The organism is Paenibacillus sp. FSL W8-0194, assembly GCF_037969745.1.
GTDB lineage: Bacteria > Bacillota > Bacilli > Paenibacillales > Paenibacillaceae > Paenibacillus_AQ > Paenibacillus_AQ cookii.
This window is the reverse complement of record NZ_CP150205.1, coordinates 2,438,221-2,455,653: the sequence shown is the minus strand read 5'-3', so window position 1 is coordinate 2,455,653 and position 17,433 is coordinate 2,438,221. Positions and strand designations below refer to the sequence as shown.

The 17,433-nt window shown below is 52.3% G+C and carries 14 protein-coding genes, 1 pseudogene and 1 riboswitch; of the genes and pseudogenes, 3 read left to right on the top strand and 12 right to left on the bottom strand.

Annotated elements, in window-relative coordinates; translation table 11 throughout:
- Nucleotides 1-8 precede the first annotated feature (8 nt).
- The 3 genes from MKY58_RS10970 to MKY58_RS10960 all read right to left on the bottom strand — a co-directional run bounded on the left by MKY58_RS10970 (nucleotide 9) and on the right by MKY58_RS10960 (nucleotide 2,328).
- The gene (locus tag MKY58_RS10970) at nucleotides 9-413 is read right to left on the bottom strand and encodes a DUF350 domain-containing protein (protein ID WP_339324542.1); all 405 of its coding nucleotides are present in this window, start codon (nucleotides 411-413) and stop codon (nucleotides 9-11) included.
- A 121-nt stretch (nucleotides 414-534) separates the two neighbouring features.
- Nucleotides 535-1,203, bottom strand: coding sequence for a PspA/IM30 family protein (locus MKY58_RS10965; protein WP_036711989.1), 669 nt, complete (start codon nucleotides 1,201-1,203; stop codon nucleotides 535-537).
- Nucleotides 1,204-1,305: 102 nt separating this feature from the next.
- The gene (locus MKY58_RS10960) at nucleotides 1,306-2,328 is read right to left on the bottom strand and encodes an NADH:flavin oxidoreductase/NADH oxidase (protein ID WP_339324541.1); all 1,023 of its coding nucleotides are present in this window, start codon (nucleotides 2,326-2,328) and stop codon (nucleotides 1,306-1,308) included.
- 217 nt (nucleotides 2,329-2,545) lie between these two features.
- On the opposite strand from MKY58_RS10960, the gene MKY58_RS10955 reads away from it, so the two are divergent.
- Nucleotides 2,546-3,367, top strand: a complete 822-nt coding sequence (locus MKY58_RS10955) for a polysaccharide deacetylase family protein (RefSeq protein ID WP_339324540.1) — start codon at nucleotides 2,546-2,548, stop codon at nucleotides 3,365-3,367.
- Nucleotides 3,368-3,454: 87 nt separating this feature from the next.
- Here MKY58_RS10955 and MKY58_RS10950 read toward each other — a convergent pair whose 3' ends face one another.
- The 4 genes and pseudogenes from MKY58_RS10950 to MKY58_RS10935 form a co-directional block, all read right to left on the bottom strand.
- A complete protein-coding gene (locus tag MKY58_RS10950) occupies nucleotides 3,455-4,090 on the bottom strand; it encodes a 3D domain-containing protein (protein ID WP_339325119.1) in 636 nt (211 codons plus the stop codon).
- A gap of 28 nt (nucleotides 4,091-4,118) precedes the next feature.
- Nucleotides 4,119-4,273: riboswitch (cyclic di-AMP (ydaO/yuaA leader) on the bottom strand.
- Between the two features lie 182 nt (nucleotides 4,274-4,455).
- A complete protein-coding gene (locus MKY58_RS10945; protein ID WP_339324539.1) occupies nucleotides 4,456-5,178 on the bottom strand; it encodes an amino acid ABC transporter ATP-binding protein in 723 nt (240 codons plus the stop codon).
- Nucleotides 5,165-5,818, bottom strand: a pseudogene (locus MKY58_RS10940) (amino acid ABC transporter permease); the annotation flags it as partial. The gene MKY58_RS10945 and the pseudogene MKY58_RS10940, both read right to left, overlap by 14 nt.
- Nucleotides 5,819-5,984: 166 nt before the next feature.
- Nucleotides 5,985-6,791, bottom strand: coding sequence for a transporter substrate-binding domain-containing protein (locus MKY58_RS10935; protein WP_339324538.1), 807 nt, complete (start codon nucleotides 6,789-6,791; stop codon nucleotides 5,985-5,987).
- A gap of 313 nt (nucleotides 6,792-7,104) precedes the next feature.
- Here MKY58_RS10935 and MKY58_RS10930 point away from each other — a divergent pair, with 313 nt between their 5' ends.
- Nucleotides 7,105-8,856, top strand: coding sequence for an alpha-glycosidase (locus MKY58_RS10930; protein ID WP_339324537.1), 1,752 nt, complete (start codon nucleotides 7,105-7,107; stop codon nucleotides 8,854-8,856).
- 74 nt (nucleotides 8,857-8,930) lie between these two features.
- Here the strand turns inward: MKY58_RS10930 and glgA are convergent, their stop codons facing one another.
- Nucleotides 8,931-10,367: a glycogen synthase GlgA gene (glgA, locus tag MKY58_RS10925; protein ID WP_339324536.1), complete on the bottom strand. Its 1,437-nt coding sequence runs from the start codon at nucleotides 10,365-10,367 to the stop codon at nucleotides 8,931-8,933.
- Complete coding sequence (gene glgB, locus MKY58_RS10920; RefSeq protein ID WP_339325118.1) at nucleotides 10,364-12,403, bottom strand: 1,4-alpha-glucan branching protein GlgB; 2,040 nt, start codon at nucleotides 12,401-12,403, stop codon at nucleotides 10,364-10,366. The genes glgA and glgB overlap by 4 nt, the downstream gene beginning before the upstream one ends.
- Nucleotides 12,404-12,612: 209 nt before the next feature.
- Here glgB and MKY58_RS10915 point away from each other — a divergent pair, with 209 nt between their 5' ends.
- A complete protein-coding gene (locus tag MKY58_RS10915) occupies nucleotides 12,613-13,833 on the top strand; it encodes a glucose-1-phosphate adenylyltransferase (protein ID WP_339324535.1) in 1,221 nt (406 codons plus the stop codon).
- A 109-nt stretch (nucleotides 13,834-13,942) separates the two neighbouring features.
- Here MKY58_RS10915 and MKY58_RS10910 read toward each other — a convergent pair whose 3' ends face one another.
- From MKY58_RS10910 to MKY58_RS10900, 3 genes are read right to left on the bottom strand one after another with little or no spacing between them, the layout of a single operon-like run.
- Nucleotides 13,943-15,394 carry a HAMP domain-containing sensor histidine kinase gene (locus MKY58_RS10910; RefSeq protein WP_339324534.1) on the bottom strand — a complete coding sequence of 484 codons (1,452 nt, stop codon included), beginning with the start codon at nucleotides 15,392-15,394 and terminating at the stop codon, nucleotides 13,943-13,945.
- A complete protein-coding gene (locus MKY58_RS10905) occupies nucleotides 15,391-16,089 on the bottom strand; it encodes a response regulator transcription factor (RefSeq protein WP_036711982.1) in 699 nt (232 codons plus the stop codon). Before MKY58_RS10905 ends, MKY58_RS10910 begins: the two co-directional genes overlap by 4 nt.
- Nucleotides 16,082-17,428: a hypothetical protein gene (locus tag MKY58_RS10900; RefSeq protein ID WP_339324533.1), complete on the bottom strand. Its 1,347-nt coding sequence runs from the start codon at nucleotides 17,426-17,428 to the stop codon at nucleotides 16,082-16,084. The genes MKY58_RS10905 and MKY58_RS10900 overlap by 8 nt, the downstream gene beginning before the upstream one ends.
- Between the last annotated feature and the right edge of the window lie 5 nt (nucleotides 17,429-17,433).

Sequence of the window (17,433 nt, the reverse complement as noted above, 5' to 3'; positions counted from 1 at the left end):
ACTCTAAATTATAGGCAGGCGGTAATAATTAACGCCCCCACCAGATGGAGCGAACCTGCAAACAAGCCGTAACCGATCTTTCCCTGCTGCGTGCCGACGTCCAGCTCCAGTTTGGCCCATACCCGGAGAAGCACCCGGACGATGGCCTCCAATACAAGCAAGATCAGGAACGAAATGATGGAAACCATGATGGCATCCAGCAAATTGTTGGATGTGCTAATGGATGCGGACAAAATGTAACCTTGCGCAAGCAGCTTTAGCACAAGTCTTGTCGTCACCGCCATGTTGCCCGCCTTGACTTCCTCAAAGTCCTTGTATCTCGTGAACAGCGAGTCCACAAACATAAGAATAAACAGGAGCAGGGCTCCGGATCCTGTCCAAACGAGGATCGCCATAATCGTGTTAAAATCCATTGACACGTGCCTCCACAGGTCAGCTTTTTTCGTTGTTACAACAGAGCAGCGAAGGGGGACATGGATGGTGCACAATCCCCTTCGCTGCTTTTACAAACTTACGCTTCAATTACGGACGGTATTACTTGTTTTCGTATTGTTTCATCAGAGCGGCAAGCTCGTCTTCCACGGCTTTGTCTTTGCCGAGCTGTTCGAACTCGTCGTCAAGGGATTTGCCTTTGGAGGACATTTCGTTGCTTGCTTCGGCTTGCGCCTCCATTTGCAGCATTTTTTCTTCCATGCGCTTCATGCCGCTTGTAGCGCTGTCCGTGCTGAAGCCCTGCATCGCTTTGTTGATTTCGGTTTGCGCTTTCGCTGCGTTATAACGGGCTACCAGCGTCTCGCGCTTGTTTTTCATTTCGGTCAGCTGTTTGCGCATTTCGTCCAGCTTGTTCCGAAGGTTGTCGGCAGCAGCTTTGTTTTGGTCGTAGCTTGCTTTGTATTCCGCCATTTTTTGTTCCGCGGCTTTCTTTTCTTCCAGGGCGCGGCGCGCCAGTTCCACGTTTTGGGCCTGTGCGGCCGTATGGGCTTGCTGGGTGCGCTTTTCGACGAGCGCTTGTTGTTCTTCGTAGAGCTGCTTGAATTTTTTCTCGATCGCGATTTGCGCGGCTACCGCTTTCTCCGCATCCTCAAGATCTTCCGTCATATCGCGGATGTATTGGTCGGTCATTTTCACCGGATCTTCCGCTTTATCGATAATAGCGTTAATGTTGGACATCGTCAGGTCGCGTAATCTTTTAAAAATTGCCATCGTGTCATTTCCTCCTAAAAGGTTTGAGTTTGTTCTTTATGATATTCTTTTACGGCGCAAAACCGAAGTCGTTTCAAAAATCGAAAAAATTTTTTTCGCTGCTCAGAAACCGCGAAGGTACTGTTTCGGAATTTTGGCGCTGCCCTCCAGCGCCTGCGAAGCATGCAACGCCCAATAAGGGTCCTTCAGCATGCCGCGTCCGACCGCGACCAAATCCGCCTGCCCGTTCAGCACCACGTTCTGGGCATCCTCGAAACCTTCAAGCCGTCCGACGGCAATGACCGGCACGTTCAGCTTTTCCTTCAGCTGTTCGGCCAGATTCACTTGGTAACCGGGACCGGATTTCGGCCCTCCGTTGGAACCGACCGGACCTTCCCCACCGGACGACACGTGAAAAATATCCACTCCCGCATCCCGGTAACGGCGGCATACTTCGGCAATGTATTCTATGCCGTATCCCCCGTCGACGTACTCCTGCGCAGAAACGCGCATAATGACGGGCATCTCTTCGGGCACCGCCTCCTTGACGGCTTTGACGACCTCTTCGCCAAAAAGGGGCAAATCCTGCCCGTAGGCATCATCGCGCCGGTTCGTCAGCGGGGAATGGAATTGATGGATCAGATACCCGTGCGCGCCGTGGATTTCAACCGTGTCGAAGCCCGCTTCCACGGCCCTTCTCGCAGCTTCCTTATAAGCCTGCACAAGTTCCTTTACTTCTTCGGTGGTCAGCGCTCGGGGGGTGCGGTATTTCTCGTCAAAACGGATCGCGGAAGGCGCTACCGGCGGGTTCGCGTCTTCGGCTTTTCGTCCGGCGTGCCCCAGCTGAATGCCGATCCGCGTGCCGTACGTATGTACTTCGTTTACGATTTTGCGGTATGCGGGGATCTGCTCGTCGCTCCAAATTCCCGTATCCCGGTTCGTGATGCGCCCATCCGGATGCACTGCCGTCATCTCGACGATGATCAGTCCTGTTCCGCCGACCGCCCTGGAAACATAATGCACAAAATGCCAGTTGTTAGGAACGCCATCTTCAGCCTGTACCGAATATTGGCACATCGGAGGCATCACGATCCGATTTTTTAATGACAATCCCTTTAATACGTAAGGTGTAAATAAATCCGCCATGCTTAAGTCTCCTTTCAGCGAGCTTTAGTCTTGTGGTTATGCCTATATCTTGCTCAACAGGACAAGTTTGCACACATTATTATACACCTTCGGCCCGGAATGTTGGCAATATGCGGCATGGATTTGGCCCATCCATCATAATTCCTTCCAATTCGGGACATAACAGTAGAGACCGTTTCATTTATGAGCACACCGCCGAAAGGAGCCGATTACCGTTATGAGAAACGCCTATCTCGGCAAAGCCTGTTTGGGGCTGCTTCTGATCAGCCTCCTTTGCCCAGACCCCGGCCTTCAAGCGGCAAAGCTGACAGAACCCTCTCCCTCCCATCCCGCCAAGGAAACCGGCGCAACCAGCCGGGCGGAAAAAGGACAGGAGAACCAGACGCTGACCTTGGGTCAGCTGATCAAAAAATATCCGGATACGTTCAAAATCCACGGCCCCCGCGTCAAGCAAATCGCCCTCACGTTCGACGACGTCCCGGATCCCCGGTTTACGCCGCAGGTGCTCCGCATCTTGTCCGAAAACAAAGTGAAAGCGACGTTTTTTGTCGTCGGCAGCCGGGCCAAAAAACACCCCGACCTTGTCGCCCGCATCGTGCGGGAGGGACATGTCATCGGAAATCATTCCTACAACCATCCCCAGTTCCACAAGTTGACCATGTCCGAATACATGGACCAAATCATCCGAACGGAAAACATTTTGTACGGCCTGACCGGCTACAAGCCGAAGCTCATCCGGCCGCCTTACGGGGACATTACCGAAAGCCAGCTGCGCTGGGCCAAGCGGGAAGGATACAAGATCGTGAACTGGAACGTGGATTCGCTGGATTGGAAAGGCATCGGCAAAAACACCGTCAAAAAAAACATCATGACCGCGGCCGGGCAAGGCTCCATCATCCTGCAGCATGCCGGAGGCGGAAGCACTTCCGATTTGACCGGAACAATCGAAGCCTTGCCGGAAGTCATTCGAGAACTGAAGCAAAAGGGATACACGTTCGTGACCGTGCCGAAGCTGCTGAAAATCCAAAAAGACAAATGACGGCTTCAACCGCAAAACAGCCTCCGCGAATTCATCGCAGAGGCTGTTTTAGCGTTCCGGTATATTGGCAGATGACGGGATGCCATCTTATTTAATGAAATACAGTTCGACGTCCTGGAAACCGAAGTTGCTGACCGACTGAGGGCTTCCCGGCACGAAAATGTCGATGCGGTTGCCTTTGATCGCGCTGCCGGTATCGCTGGCTGTCGCCACGAATGCTTTTTTCGGAAGGCCCGGGAAGCTGTGCCCCGTTACGAGCACTTTCGTGCCGAGCGGAATGACGGACGGGTCGACCGCGATCGTGCCGAGCTCCAAGGGGTTCCCGAAATAGTCGACGGCTCCCCATTTGCCGTTTTCGCTGGCGGCCGAGGAATATGCCGTCGCTTTGACTTTCAGCGTTTTGTTGTAAGCGAAGGTCTTGCCCCAAGCTTCGACGACTTTTTCGCCGGAATCGACGTTAAGCGATGCTGAAATCGCCACCGGAGCAGGATCGGCATAGGCTTTCATCGTTTCGCTTGCAGGTATGTTCAGCTTCAATCCGGCGTAAATGTTGGTTGCCGGTATGTTCGGATTTGCGTTCATCAATTGGTTCAGGTTCACGCCGTATTGTTTCGAAAGCGTATAGTAAGTGTCGCCTTCCTTGGCTACATGGACGGAATCCGCATGGACCGGCACGGCCTGTACCGCCAATGCAATGCCCAGCGCCGCTGCAAAAAACTTCATTTTCATAAATCTCTTTTTCATAGTTCCTCCTTAAAATCCTTCATGCCTGCGAGGTTAGCTGTCGGGTTCGGATTGAGGAGACAACCCTACGATCGAATACGATTCACCCCAAGTGAACATGGTGATTCACGGTGGAAATGGTCCCCCGCACTTTTCGTTCCAAAGTTTTGGCTCATTCAATATATCACAATTTTGTAACCTGTGCGCATGAAAATGTTACCAAATTGCAATCTCCCACCAAAAAAGTGCCATTATCAAGGCGTTTTCGCGCAAAAAGATTTCGAAAAAAATGAAGCAAAAGTTACAATCGCACAAAAAAAGCCCCGGGCAGCAAACGAAGCCCGAAGCTTGAAAATATGGGATCTCTATAGTACCTTGCTCAAAAAGTCTTTGGTTCGCGGATTTTGCGGATTGTTGAACACCTCGGCAGGCGTTCCTTCTTCCATGATTTTACCGCCGTCCATAAAGATAATGCGGTCCCCGACCTCTCTGGCGAAGCCCATCTCGTGCGTCACGATGACCATCGTCATGCCGCCTTCGGCAAGCTTTTTCATGACCTCGAGCACCTCGCCGACCATCTCGGGATCCAGCGCCGACGTCGGTTCGTCGAACAGCATCACGTGAGGCTGCATGGCCAGCGCCCGCGCGATGGCGATCCGCTGCTTCTGCCCTCCGGAAAGCTGGGAAGGATAAGCATCCTTTTTGTCTTCCAGCCCGACGGTCCGCAGCAGGTCCATCGCGATTTTTTCAGCTTCGCCCTGCGGCATCTTTTTCACTTTGACCGGAGCCAGCGTAATGTTTTGCAGCACCGTTTTATGCGGGAACAGGTTAAACTGCTGGAACACCATGCCCATTTTTTCGCGGGTCAGGTTGATGTTATGCCGTTTTCCGGTGATCGACTCGCCTTCAAACATGATTTCGCCGCTCGTGGGAACTTCCAGCAAGTTCAGGCAGCGGAGGAAGGTGCTTTTCCCCGATCCGCTCGGGCCGATGACGACGACGACCTCCCCCTTCGCGATTTCGATGTCGACGCCCTTCAAAATCTCCAGTTTTCCGTACGATTTATGCAGATCTTTAACGGTGATCATCCGTTCTCAACCTCCTTTCGAACAAACCAAGCAGCTTGGAAAGCAAAAACGTCATGATGAAATAAATCACGGCGATGATCAGCAGCGGTTTAAGGTAATCATACGTGATGGTGTTGACGGCCCCGGCTTGATACATCAAATCGCCGACCCCGATAAAGGACACGATCGAAGATTCTTTGATAATGGTAATGAATTCGTTGCCGATCGCCGGCAGCACGCTTTTAACAGCTTGTGGAAGGACGATATGCCTCATCGTCATGGCTTTGCTCATCCCGAGCGAACGGGCGGCTTCGGCCTGCCCTTTGTCGACGCCTTGAATGCCCGCCCGAAAAATTTCCGCCAAATAAGCGGAGCTGTTGATCGTTAACGTAATCGCGCCCGACTCAATGGCTGAAAATTTGATGCCGAACGAGACGAGCCCGTAATGGATGATGAACAGCTGCACGAGCATCGGCGTTCCCCTCAAAAACTCAACCCAGATGGATCCGATGAAGCGAAGAACCCGAATCCGGGACATCCGCAGCAGCGAAACCAGCATGCCGAGTATAAAACCGCAAAAAACGCCGATGACCGCAAGCAGCAGCGTGTATTGAACTCCCGTGAAGAAATAGGAGCGATACGTCCAAAAAATATTAAAAATGTCCATGTAACGGTCTGTTCCTCCTTATATTACTGGGACCGGAGCCTATTAAGCAGCACGGAATCCCTCATAGATTCGACATGCCGCCGGCACCCCGGGGCAGAAAAAATAGCGGAAATGGCTTCCGCATATTTTTCCTCCGTGCCTATTTATTATGTCGCCGAATTTATTTTTGCGCGGCGAGGTCGCTTGCCTCGGATACGAATTGATCGATTTTGTTTTCCGATTTCAGGCGGTCCAGCGTTTTGTTGATCTGGTCGAGAAGCTCTTTGTTGCCTTTTTTCACGCCGATGGCATAACCGTCTTCTTCGTATTCCGGCACGGCTTCGGCAATCGTCAGACCTTTGACGTTTTTAATGAAAGCTTCCGCAACCGGCTTTTCCATGATAGACGCGTCGACGCGGCCGGAGTTCAGCTGCATGATGATGTCGTTGATTTTGCCGAGGCCGGTGATTTGGGCCCCAGGAATGGATTTGGCGATATCTTCCTGGATCGAACCGGTCTGGATGCCGAAGGATACGCCCTTAAGCGAGTCCATCGTTTTGTATTTGTCTTTGTCTGCTTCGCGGACGACGACGGCTTGCTGCGCTTTATAATAGTTGTTGGAGAAATCCACCTGTTTTCTGCGGGTTTCGTCCGGGGTCATCCCGGAAATGACGAAATCGACGCGGCCCGTGGACAATTCGCCGAGCAGCGCTTTGAAATCCATGTCCTTCACTTCCAGCGTCGCGCCCATGTCGGAGGCGATTTCTTTGGCGATTTCGATGTCGAAACCGACGATCTGGTCTTTGCCGTCAATCATTTTGTGGAATTCGTAAGGCGGAAAATCGGCGCTTGTTCCGAGAACGATCGTTTTCCCTTCCGTTTTGCTGCCGGTTTGGCCGGCGTCCTGCTCGGACGATTTATTGCCGCAGCCGGCGATCAAACTTCCCGCCAACACCAGGCATACCGTTAAAATACCCCATTTTTTCATGATCTATCTCCCCTTGTTCTTTGTCTTTGTTTGATTGGATTAACGCTAGTATGGACTTGATGGCATGTCGCAATCAGCTTTCAGAAAACATGTTTTATCGTACAACAAACTGCATTTTTATGCAATGTATTTTCACGTAATTTCATCTAATTACAATATATTTCCAGACACTTGGACCTATCCGTTTCATTTCGACTTTAGATTGGTAATTAACCTACATGATACATTGCCGAATCATGCTTCGGAGCATACTACCGTTACGACCGACCGCATGATTGGCAGCATATAGAGGATTTATTGGAGGTGCAGTGTCATGCTATTGGAGGCTTTATACCACGTGCCCCGCAACAAGTGGGCTTATGCTTACGATCCGCGGACCATTCATTTGAGATTCCGAACGAAAAAAAACGACGTGACTTCGGTCGTCGCAATGACCGGGGACAAATACGACTGGAAGGCCACCTATTTTGAAATTACGATGGACAAGGCGGCCTCCGACGAAATGTTCGATTATTGGGAGGCGGCGGTCAAACCCAAATACAAACGTTTATCTTACGGGTTCCGCATTTCGGCCGGCTCCGAAACGGTGTACATGGTCGACAGCGGCATTTACCGCAATTGTCCGCCTCCGCCGGGTGGATATTACGAATTCCCGTACATACATGAAATCGATGTGTTCAAAGTGCCGGATTGGGCCAAGGATGCCGTGTTCTATCAAATCATGCCCGAACGGTTCGCGAACGGCGACCCGCGCAACGATCCGCCGGGAACCGAAGCCTGGGGCGGCAAGCCGAAAACGGACAACTACTTCGGTGGAGACCTCCAAGGGGTGCTGGACCATCTGGACGATCTGGCGGACCTGGGCATTAACGCCATTTATTTTACGCCGCTGTTCAAGTCGCCGTCCAACCACAAATACGACATCGTCGATTATAAGCAGGTCGACCCGCACTTTGGGGACAATGAGCTGCTCAAGCGGGTGGTCGACGCATGCCACGCCAAAGGCATCCGGGTCATGCTCGACGCCGTGTTCAATCATTGCAGCGAGCAGTTCCCGCCGTTCCAGGACGTGATCCGAAACGGGGAAAAATCGAAATATAAGGACTGGTTCCATATCAACAAATTTCCGGTCCGGGTCGAAAACGGAATCGCGACGTACGATACCTTCGGCTTTTTCGGGAACATGCCGAAATTCAACACGGCCAATCCCGAAGTCAAAGCCTATTTGCTCGACGTGGCCGAATATTGGATCAAAGAAATCAACCTGGACGGCTGGCGCCTGGACGTCGCAAACGAAATCGACCATCATTTCTGGCGCGATTTCCGAAACGTGGTCAAAAAAGCGAATCCGGAGGCGTATATCGTTGGAGAAGTATGGAGCGATTCGCTCGCTTGGCTTATGGGCGACCAATTCGATTCGGTGATGAATTACCCGTTTGCCGACAAAGTGCTCGAATTTTTTAACGGCGGCATGGACGGCGCGGCTTTTTCCGATCGCATGAGTTCGCTTCTGATGCGTTATCCCCAGCAGACGAACGAGGTCGTTTTTAACATGCTGTGCAGCCATGACACGCCGCGTTTATTAACCCGGCTCGGCGGGGACAAACGAAAAATGAAGCTTTCCGTCGTGTTTCTTTTTACGTATATGGGGACGCCCTGCATCTTTTACGGCGATGAAGTCGGCCTTGCCGGCGACGGAGATCCGGACTGCCGCAAATGCATGATTTGGGAAAAGGACAAGCAGGACCGCGACCTATACGATTTTTACAAATTGATGATCGGTCTCCGCAAAACCCATAAGGCGCTGCGCGAAGGCAGATTCCGGTTCCTCAAAGCCGAGCCGGGAAACCCGTGCATCATCTACGAACGCGCCGACGACCAGGATCATTTCACGATCTGGATGAACAATACGGCGCAAAAGCAAACGCTGTCGCATCCGATGGAGGCCACGGATTGGCAGGACGCGTTAAGCGGGGAAAAGGTCTCGCCCGAAAACGGCGTCATGAACGTGGCCCTGGATCCTTACGGGTACCGCATTTTATACCGGCGCATCGCCAAAAAGTAATTCGGCTGAACGAAAAAGAAGCGCTCGAAGTCTTGGATCAAGACTTTGAGCGCTCCTTTTTTTATCCGGCCGACCTAAGTTCCGATCGTCACGCGATCGTAGATTTCCTGGTAAGCCCGGGCCGATACGTTCCAGCTGTAATCGCCGCTGACGGCGTTTTTGACGATTTGGCTCCAGTGCCGGGGCTGCCGGTAAAACGACACCGCCCGGCGGATCGTGTGCATCATGTCATGGGCGTTGATATGGGCGAAGCTGAAGCCGTTCCCTTCCCCCGTATATTCATTGTAGGCCTGCACCGTGTCATTCAGTCCGCCCGTTTCCCGGACGATCGGAATGCTTCCGTACCGCAGCGCGAGCAGTTGGCTGATCCCGCACGGCTCAAAACTCGACGGCATCAGGAACATGTCGCTGGAGGCGTAAAATTTGCGCGATAGCGCCTCGCTGAACGTAATCCGGGCGGACATCTTTTGGGGGTGGCGCCGCTCCGCCTCCTTGAACCAATGCTCATATTTGCCGTCTCCGGTGCCCAGGATCACGAACTGGATGTCATCGAAAGTGAGCATTTCATCCAGCACCCGGATCACCAGCTCCAGGCCTTTCGGTTCCACCAAACGGGTCACCATGGCGATGAGGGGCGTATCGGCCGATACCGGCAAATCCAGCTCTTGTTGAAGCCGGATTTTATTTTCTTTTTTCTTGGCAAGGCTTGAACGGTATTGCTTGGCGATATGCGGATCGGTTGCCGGATTATAGCTTTTCGTATCGATCCCGTTCACGATCCCGCTAAGCTTCGGTCCCAATGCGCGCAGAAGCCCATCCAAACCGTAACCGTAATACGCGGTTTGGATTTCCCGGGCATACGTCGGGCTGACCGTCGTCACATGATCCGAATACACGATGCCGCCTTTCATGTAATTGACTTTTCCGTAATATTCGAGTCCATCCATCGTAAAATACCGGTCATCCAGCTCCAGCAGCTCTCCCAGTACTTCATACGGAAAAATGCCCTGGTAAAGCAGATTGTGGATCGTATATACCGTCCGGATGCCTTCGTAAAGGGGGTCATGCCTGTAATGGGCATGCAGCAGGACGGGAATGAGCGCCGTATGCCAGTCATGGCAGTGAATGACGTCGGGCCGGAAATCGATCGCCTGCAGCAGCTGCAACACCGCCCGGTTCAAAAAAGCGAACCTCTCCCCGTCATCCATGTAGCCGTATACGGCGTCGCGGCCGAAGTAATATTCGTTGTCCACGAAATAATAGGTGATGCCGTCGTGATTTAACGTTTCGATGCCGCAATATTGGCTTCGCCAGCCGACCGGAACGTAAATCTCGCCGACATGCTCCATTTGTTCCCTGTATTGTTCCGGGATGCCCCGGTATTTCGGAAGCACGACGCGGACATCCACCCCGTTTGCCGCAAGCGCTTGGGGCAATGCTCCGATCACGTCGGCCAACCCCCCGGTTTTGATGAACGGGACGGCTTCCGCGGCAGCAAATAATACGTTCATGCTTCGTTGTCTCCTTCCTCTGCCATTAAACTCTCGACAAGGGTCCGGCTTCCTTTTTTGCCGGTTTCGGGCTCTGGAATCGGCCTGGCGGCCTCAGCGCGGCGGTTTTGCCGCCTTCTCTTGGATGGGATGTTCCTGTCTTTCTTGGCGGCCGGTGCCCGCTTCAGAATGATCAGGCTCAGCGGTGCAAGCGTCAGCTCCAAGCTGTTTGGCTCATCATGCCAGGGGATTCCTTCCGACCGGATCGGGCCGTTGACCGATACGCCCTGCCCCCCGTACGTTTGATCTTCGCTTTGGAACAACGGAACATAAGTCCCGGGACGAGGCACGCCAATCCGGTAATGCTCGCGACGTACGGGAAGAAAATTAATGAGGACGATGAGCGTGTCGGCTTGTTTTTTCCCTTTTCTCATAAAGGAAATGACGCTTTGCGAAAAATCGTGCGGACTGATCCACCGATATCCTTCGGGCTCATGATCCAGCTCCCACAGCGCCTTCTCCTGGAGATAAAGCCGGTTCAAGTCGGCCGCGTATTGCTGCAGCTGACGGTGTCTTTCGTACTCCAGCAGCAGCCAATCCAGCTCATGCTGGTCGCGCCATTCGATGAATTGGCCGAATTCGCCGCCCATGAACAGCAGCTTTTTTCCCGGATGCGTCATTTGATACCCGAGCAAAATGCGAAGTCCGGCGAACTGCTGGTCATAACTGCCGGGCATTCGGCCAAGCAGCGATTTTTTGCCGTGGACGACTTCGTCATGGCTCAGCGGTAAAGCAAAATTTTCCGAATAGGCGTAGGCGATCGGGAACGTCAGCAGGTTATGCTTCGACGGCCTTTGCTCAAAGGGGGCCTCGACGTAATCGAGCGTGTCGTTCATCCAGCCCATATTCCATTTGTAGTTGAACCCGAGCCCGTTTTCGCTGACCGGGGCCGTGACGCCCGGCCAGGCGCTGGACTCTTCGGCCATCATGAGCGTGTGGGGAAAATAGGCAAACACGGTTGTGTTCAGCTGCTGCAAAAAACGGATGGCCTCCAAATTTTCCACGCCGCCGCGTTCGTTGAGCGGAAACTGGCCTTCCTTTTTTTCGAAATCAAGCCGGATCATGCTGGTCACGGCATCCACGCGGAGTCCGTCGATATGGAATACGTCGAGCCAAAACAACGCATTGGAAATCAAAAAAGAACGGACCTCTGGTTTGCCGTAATCGAAGCTGAGCGTCCCCCAGCCGGGTTTTTCGGCCTTTAAAGGATCGGCGTATTCAAACAACGGCGTGCCGTCGAACATGCGCAGCCCGTGGGCGTCTTTCGTGAAGTGGGCGGGAACCCAGTCCAAAATGACCCCGATATCGGCCTGATGGCAGGCATCGACGAGATACATAAAATCATGCGGCGAACCAAAACGGCTCGTCACCGCGTAATACCCCGTGCATTGATACCCCCATGACAAGTCGTAAGGATGTTCGGCCAGCGGCATAAATTCCACGTGCGTATAGTTCATCCGTTTCAAATAAGGGATCAGCAGATCGGCGATTTCCCTGTACGAATACAGCGATCCGTCTTCCTTCCGCCGCCAGGTTCCCAGGTGCATCTCGTAAATGTTGACGGGCTTGGCGTACGGCCCTCTTTTTTTCCGCCGCCATGCCGCATCGCCCCATTCATACCCGCTGAGGTCCGTGACGACGGAAGCCGTTGCGGGACGAAGCTCCGCCTGAAAAGCATACGGATCCGCTTTGAGAAAACGTTCGCGATGCGGTCCCTCGATATCGAATTTGTAAAAAGTACCTGTCCCGATCCCCGGAAAAAAACGAGTCCAAATGCCCGAATCGGGTATCTTATGTAATGAATCCTTCGCTCCGTTCCAACCGTTGAAGTCGGAAGCCAGACCGACATGCCGCGCATGCGGAGCCCAGACGGTAAACCGGACGCCTTCCAGACCATCTTCCACAGCAGGATGAGCGCCCAATATTCTGTAACTGTGGTAGGAGGTCCCTTCATGGAATAAGTATATGTCTTTTTCTGTAGGCGCAGCCCCGGGCATCCCATTCGTTTTTGCCAATCAAGATCACCTTCTTTTATTAAAAAGAGTGGACGTGTACCATTACCCCATTGTAGCCAGATTAAACATAAAAATGACTTTTGAAAAATAAATTCGTAATTTTCCAAATTTTTTTCAATACAATTGTTTCAGATGGGCGAGGCCCCGTTTAAGCAGTAATTACCTTGACAAATTTTTGGGAGGGAAACGACATGAAAAAGAAAGAATGCATCGCCATGTTGCTTGCCGGGGGCGAGGGCCGCAGGCTGGCTCCTTTGACATCCAAACAGGCAAAGCCAGCCGTTCCTTTTGGCGGCCGTTACCGTATCATCGACTTTCCTCTCAGCAACTGCGTGAATTCGGGGATTGACACGATCGGTGTTCTCACGCAATATGAGGCGGAATCGCTTCACAACCACATTGGAGAAGGCGAACCTTGGGGCCTGAAACGCAGCGGAGAAGACGGCATCACGCTTCTGCCTGCATCCAGTGCAAGCTCTGCGACATACTTAGGGACGGCAGACGCGATTTACAAAAATCTGGAATACATTGATCGCCAAAAGCCCGAACATGTCCTCGTCCTTTCGGGTGATCATATTTACCATATGGATTACAAAAAAATGCTCCGGTTCCATAAAGAGCAGCGTTCCGAAGCGACCATTTCGGTCATGGAGGTGCCTTGGGAGGAAGCGAGCCGCTTCGGTGTCATGAGCGTGGACGGAAATCACCGCATTTCCGAATTTGCCGAAAAGCCGGCCGTGCCGCAAAGCAATTTGGCTTCGATGGGCATCTATCTGTTTCAATGGGATTACCTCCGCCGCCATTTGATCGAAGATGCCGAGGATGCCCATTCCAGCCATGACTTCGGCAAAGACGTCATCCCGAAAATGCTTGCCGAACAGAACCGGTTGTTCGCTTACCGTTTTGACGGGTATTGGAAGGATGTCGGAACCGTTCACAGCCTGTGGGAAGCGCACATGGACTTATTGTCGGACGATAACGCATGGAAGCTCCACAACAGCGATTGGCCGATGTACACCCGCCCTTGGGCCGCAAAATCGGCAGGGCATCGCATGCGGGCCGGAGCGGCGGCGAACTGCCTCGTGTCCGAAGCTTCCTCCATCGACGGCACGGCCCATCAATCCGTTATTTTTTGCGGCGTCGAAATCGGAAAATATTCGGAAATCAAGGACAGCATCGTGATGCCGAACGTAAGAATCGGACGGAACGTCTACATCGAACGCGCCATTATCGGGGAAGGCGCCGTCATCAAGGACGGCACCATACTCAAAGGCTCTCCGGATCAGGTGCTTGTGGTAGGTCCCCACGAAACGGTGCTGCCCAAACCGACGATTCGTACACAGCCTGCCCGCCTTTTGCAGGAAGTATACGAAAAAACCGGGCGACTGCGTGCGGGAGGCTTATCTTCATAATATTCAAGCAAAGCCCAAAGCTTGTTTACTAATTTTCGCGAAGCTGCAAACAAGGAGAAAAAGCAAAAAGAGCGAGATCCATGGAAATGGATTTCGCTCTTTGCGGTTTTTATTCGTTCCGGGAGCCTTCCGGAAGCTGCGTCTGCGTTTCCTCCGCTTGGACCGCAGTCTCCTCCTCAAGCAATCTCGGCAAACGGACGACAATCGTCGTGCCCACGCCCAGCTCGCTTTGGATCAGCAGAATGCCGTGATGCAGCTCGACCAGCTGCTGCGAGATGGCCAGCCCCAGGCCCGTACCGCCATTCAGCGGATCGACCTGGAAAAACCGGTCCTTGACCTTCACCAAGTGGTCTTCGCTGATGCCGATCCCCGTATCATGGACTTGAACGACGACGTTGTTGCCTTCGAACGTAACCTGCAAATCGATAAACGAATTTTCGTGCGAAAACTTGATGGCGTTGTCCACCAGGTTCAAAAATACCTGCTTAAGCCGGTTGGCGTCCCCTTCCACGAGTGGTTTGTCAACCGAATCGAGCCGAAGCTGAATGGAACGTTTTTCCGCTTTGGTCCACAAATTCAGCATGATCTCCTGGAGAAGCTCCTTCAAATCCACGCGGCCGAACACGACCTTCATCTCGTTTTGCTGCAGCTTCGAGAAATCGAGGATTTCTTCGACGAGGCCGATCAGGCGCTCGGTTTCTTTCGTGATGATTTCCATCCCGATTTTCGTTTCCTCCGGATCGTATCCGCCGGAATTGATCGTTTCGCTCCAGCCCTTGATGCTGGTGAGCGGCGTTCGCAGCTCATGGGAAATCGAGGAGATGAAATCGTCTTTTACCTGGTTGCTGCGCACGATCTCCTGCGCCATGTAGTTCAACGTCGAAGCGAGTTCGCCCAATTCGTATTTGTAGTCGCCTTTGATGCGGACGTTGAATTTGCCTTTGGCCATCTGCGCCGAAATCGCGGTGATCGTATTCAACGGCTTGACGATCGAGTTGGCAAGCCCCAGGCTGAAGGCAAGAACGAGCGCAAGGACCGCGGCGGCCACGCCGGTGGCGAGGAGCGTGACGTTCAGCAGTTTCTCGTTCACTCTTTCCAGCGAAGTGACGTATCGGACGATGTACGCGTCCTGCCCGTTCGTCTGCTCCATTTTCGACACGGCCATGACGTCTTCGCCCGTAATCGGCTGGCGGCCGACCCATCGCCCGATATTGCCCGATTGGGCTTGGGAAATGTCGCTTGTTTTGATCGACACGTCGGGCTGAAACTCCGAGGAGTTGATGAGGACCTCTCCCTGCGTATTCAAAATCTGCAGCTCCGTGAATTTCAATTTATAGTTGGAGAGCAGATTGGTCAAATCGGTCCTGCCGTCATCCGACGTCGTGATGAATTTCTGGTATTCCTCCATCAACGTTATATGCTGCTTAATATGGCTGTATATGCTGTCATAATAATAGCTTCGTATCGCAAGCAAAAAAATGACTTCGGCCAGGAGCAGCGTCGAAAACACCACGATGAAGTAGTGCATCACGATCTGCCGGCGAATGCCTTTTTTGATCATTGTCCCTGACCCTTCCATTTATACCCGTGACCCCAAACGGTCTGGAGGAATTCGGGTTCGGAAGGATTATCCTCGATCTTCTGGCGAAGACGGCGGATGTTGACGTCCACGATTTTCGGATCGCCCATGTAATCCTTGCCCCAAACGTGATCCAACAGCACATCCCGGCTGAGCGGGGTATTTTCTTTTTCCAGGAAAAATTGTACCAATGAAAATTCCGTCGGCGTAAGTTCGATCGTATGCCCGTTTTTCCGAAACTGCTTCGAAATCAAATCCAGCGAAAACGGCCCGGATTGGAAAGTCACCTTCGCGGACGTTTCGCGGTGAATGTTCACCCTGCGCAGCAGCGATTGGATTCTTGCAATCAGTTCCGTCGGGCTGAACGGCTTGCTGACATGGTCGTCCGCCCCTACCGACAGCGCGTATACCTTGTCCTGCTCCTGCACTTTGGCCGTCAGGAAAATGATGCCGAGGCGCTGATTGGTTTCGCGGATCCGGCGGCAGACCTCAAACCCGTCGATTCCCGGCACCATGACGTCTAGCAAGGCAATATCGATGTCCGGCGTATTCAGCAAAATATCCAGCGCTTCGTTGCCGTTTGTCGCTTCAAGCACTTCAAATCCGTTGCGTTTCAAGTTGATCACGGTAAACCCGCGGATCGAATCTTCGTCTTCCAAAATTAAAACTTTACTCACTTTGCCTGTCCTTCCTTTCTATTGGCGGTACTTCGTCCTTGGACTTGTTTTTGTTGTTGTTCATGACGTCAAAGTCGAAGTTTTTCTTGTAACCGATGACTTTGCCGTTCGTCCGGTACAGGTACTTCCAGTCATCGCTCTGCTTATCCCATTCGCTTTGCGTGAAATATTTGATCTCCGCAATCGTTTTTCCGGTGTCCGTCGCCACGAACCGCAAATATTTGCCCAGCTGCGACTTGGTGTCCACCGTAATTTTGTTATGAAGCTGCGGAGGGAAATATCCGAAATCGAAATCATTTTTGAAATCGTGGAATTTTTCGGCCACGAACTTCAGTCCGCTTTTGCCGTCCCATTGATAATACGCGTAAAAATACGGAACATCATCCTGATTCTTAAAATACGACCAGCCGACAGGCGGCTCCAGCAGCGGAATTTCGATGATCCCGTCGCCGTTGATGTCCTCGCTGTACACCCGGTACATTCGCAAGGTTTGATCCTCTTTCGGAAGCACCGATTTCAGTTTGCCGTCTTCCATCACGATAATGCTCGTAATCGAGGATTCTCCGACCGGGGAAAGCGAAGCGTCCAGCACGATGCCTTCCACGCTGTTTCCTTCTTGATCGGCGTACACCTTGCCTGCGGCAACGTTGTAGTAATTGTAAATGTACGGCTTCATCTCAAGCTTATCCAGTTCGATAAAACTGCCGTCCTTATATTGATACGTCGTTATGAAGTTGCTTTCCCCGCGTTTCAGGTTGACGACGGTCAAGTCATACAGGTGATCCCGGTTCATGTCGCTGATGACGTAATTGGTGTACGGAAGCTCGAGAATCCGTTCGACGTTTTTGCCGTTGTAGCTGTAAATGATGAGTCCGTTTTGCAGGTCCTCTTCGGTTTCGTTGTCGCTTTTCCCGGAAAAACCGGCGACGATGTCCATATGGCCGTCATTGGTCATGTCTTTGAAATATAAAGACTCGAGCACCTTGCCTTCGCCGTCAAACGTGGTTTGTTTTTCCCAAGCGTCGCCGATTTTTTTGAAAATCATGCCGTGAATGCCGATATTTTGCTCCGATGTCTCGTAAAATACGACGGCTTCGTTTACGCCGTCATTATCCAAATCCACGAAATGGATAATATTAGTATCCTCTTCCGCGTTGGCACGAATCAGGGTGGAGTTTTCCGGACGGTTCGCCTCGATAATCGAGCGCAATGATTCCTTTTCAGCCGAAAGCTCCGGCGTTTTCATCAGCTGCACCGGGTCGGTGATAAACGAGCAGCCGCTAAGCATCATCACCAGCAGCAAAGCAGCGGGAATATAAAACCAATTGCGTTTTACCAAACATG

What these genes read in the sequence shown, in the direction of transcription:
- MKY58_RS10970 (WP_339324542.1), bottom strand. Translation starts at nt 413, where the DNA reads ATGGATTTTAACACGATTATGGCGATCCTCGTTTGGACAGGATCCGGA.
- MKY58_RS10965 (WP_036711989.1), bottom strand. Translation starts at nt 1,203, where the DNA reads ATGGCAATTTTTAAAAGATTACGCGACCTGACGATGTCCAACATTAAC.
- MKY58_RS10960 (WP_339324541.1), bottom strand. Translation starts at nt 2,328, where the DNA reads ATGGCGGATTTATTTACACCTTACGTATTAAAGGGATTGTCATTAAAA.
- MKY58_RS10955 (WP_339324540.1), top strand. Translation starts at nt 2,546, where the DNA reads ATGAGAAACGCCTATCTCGGCAAAGCCTGTTTGGGGCTGCTTCTGATC.
- MKY58_RS10950 (WP_339325119.1), bottom strand. Translation starts at nt 4,090, where the DNA reads ATGAAGTTTTTTGCAGCGGCGCTGGGCATTGCATTGGCGGTACAGGCC.
- MKY58_RS10945 (WP_339324539.1), bottom strand. Translation starts at nt 5,178, where the DNA reads ATGATCACCGTTAAAGATCTGCATAAATCGTACGGAAAACTGGAGATT.
- MKY58_RS10935 (WP_339324538.1), bottom strand. Translation starts at nt 6,791, where the DNA reads ATGAAAAAATGGGGTATTTTAACGGTATGCCTGGTGTTGGCGGGAAGT.
- MKY58_RS10930 (WP_339324537.1), top strand. Translation starts at nt 7,105, where the DNA reads ATGCTATTGGAGGCTTTATACCACGTGCCCCGCAACAAGTGGGCTTAT.
- glgA (WP_339324536.1), bottom strand. Translation starts at nt 10,367, where the DNA reads ATGAACGTATTATTTGCTGCCGCGGAAGCCGTCCCGTTCATCAAAACC.
- glgB (WP_339325118.1), bottom strand. Translation starts at nt 12,403, where the DNA reads ATGCCCGGGGCTGCGCCTACAGAAAAAGACATATACTTATTCCATGAA.
- MKY58_RS10915 (WP_339324535.1), top strand. Translation starts at nt 12,613, where the DNA reads ATGAAAAAGAAAGAATGCATCGCCATGTTGCTTGCCGGGGGCGAGGGC.
- MKY58_RS10910 (WP_339324534.1), bottom strand. Translation starts at nt 15,394, where the DNA reads ATGATCAAAAAAGGCATTCGCCGGCAGATCGTGATGCACTACTTCATC.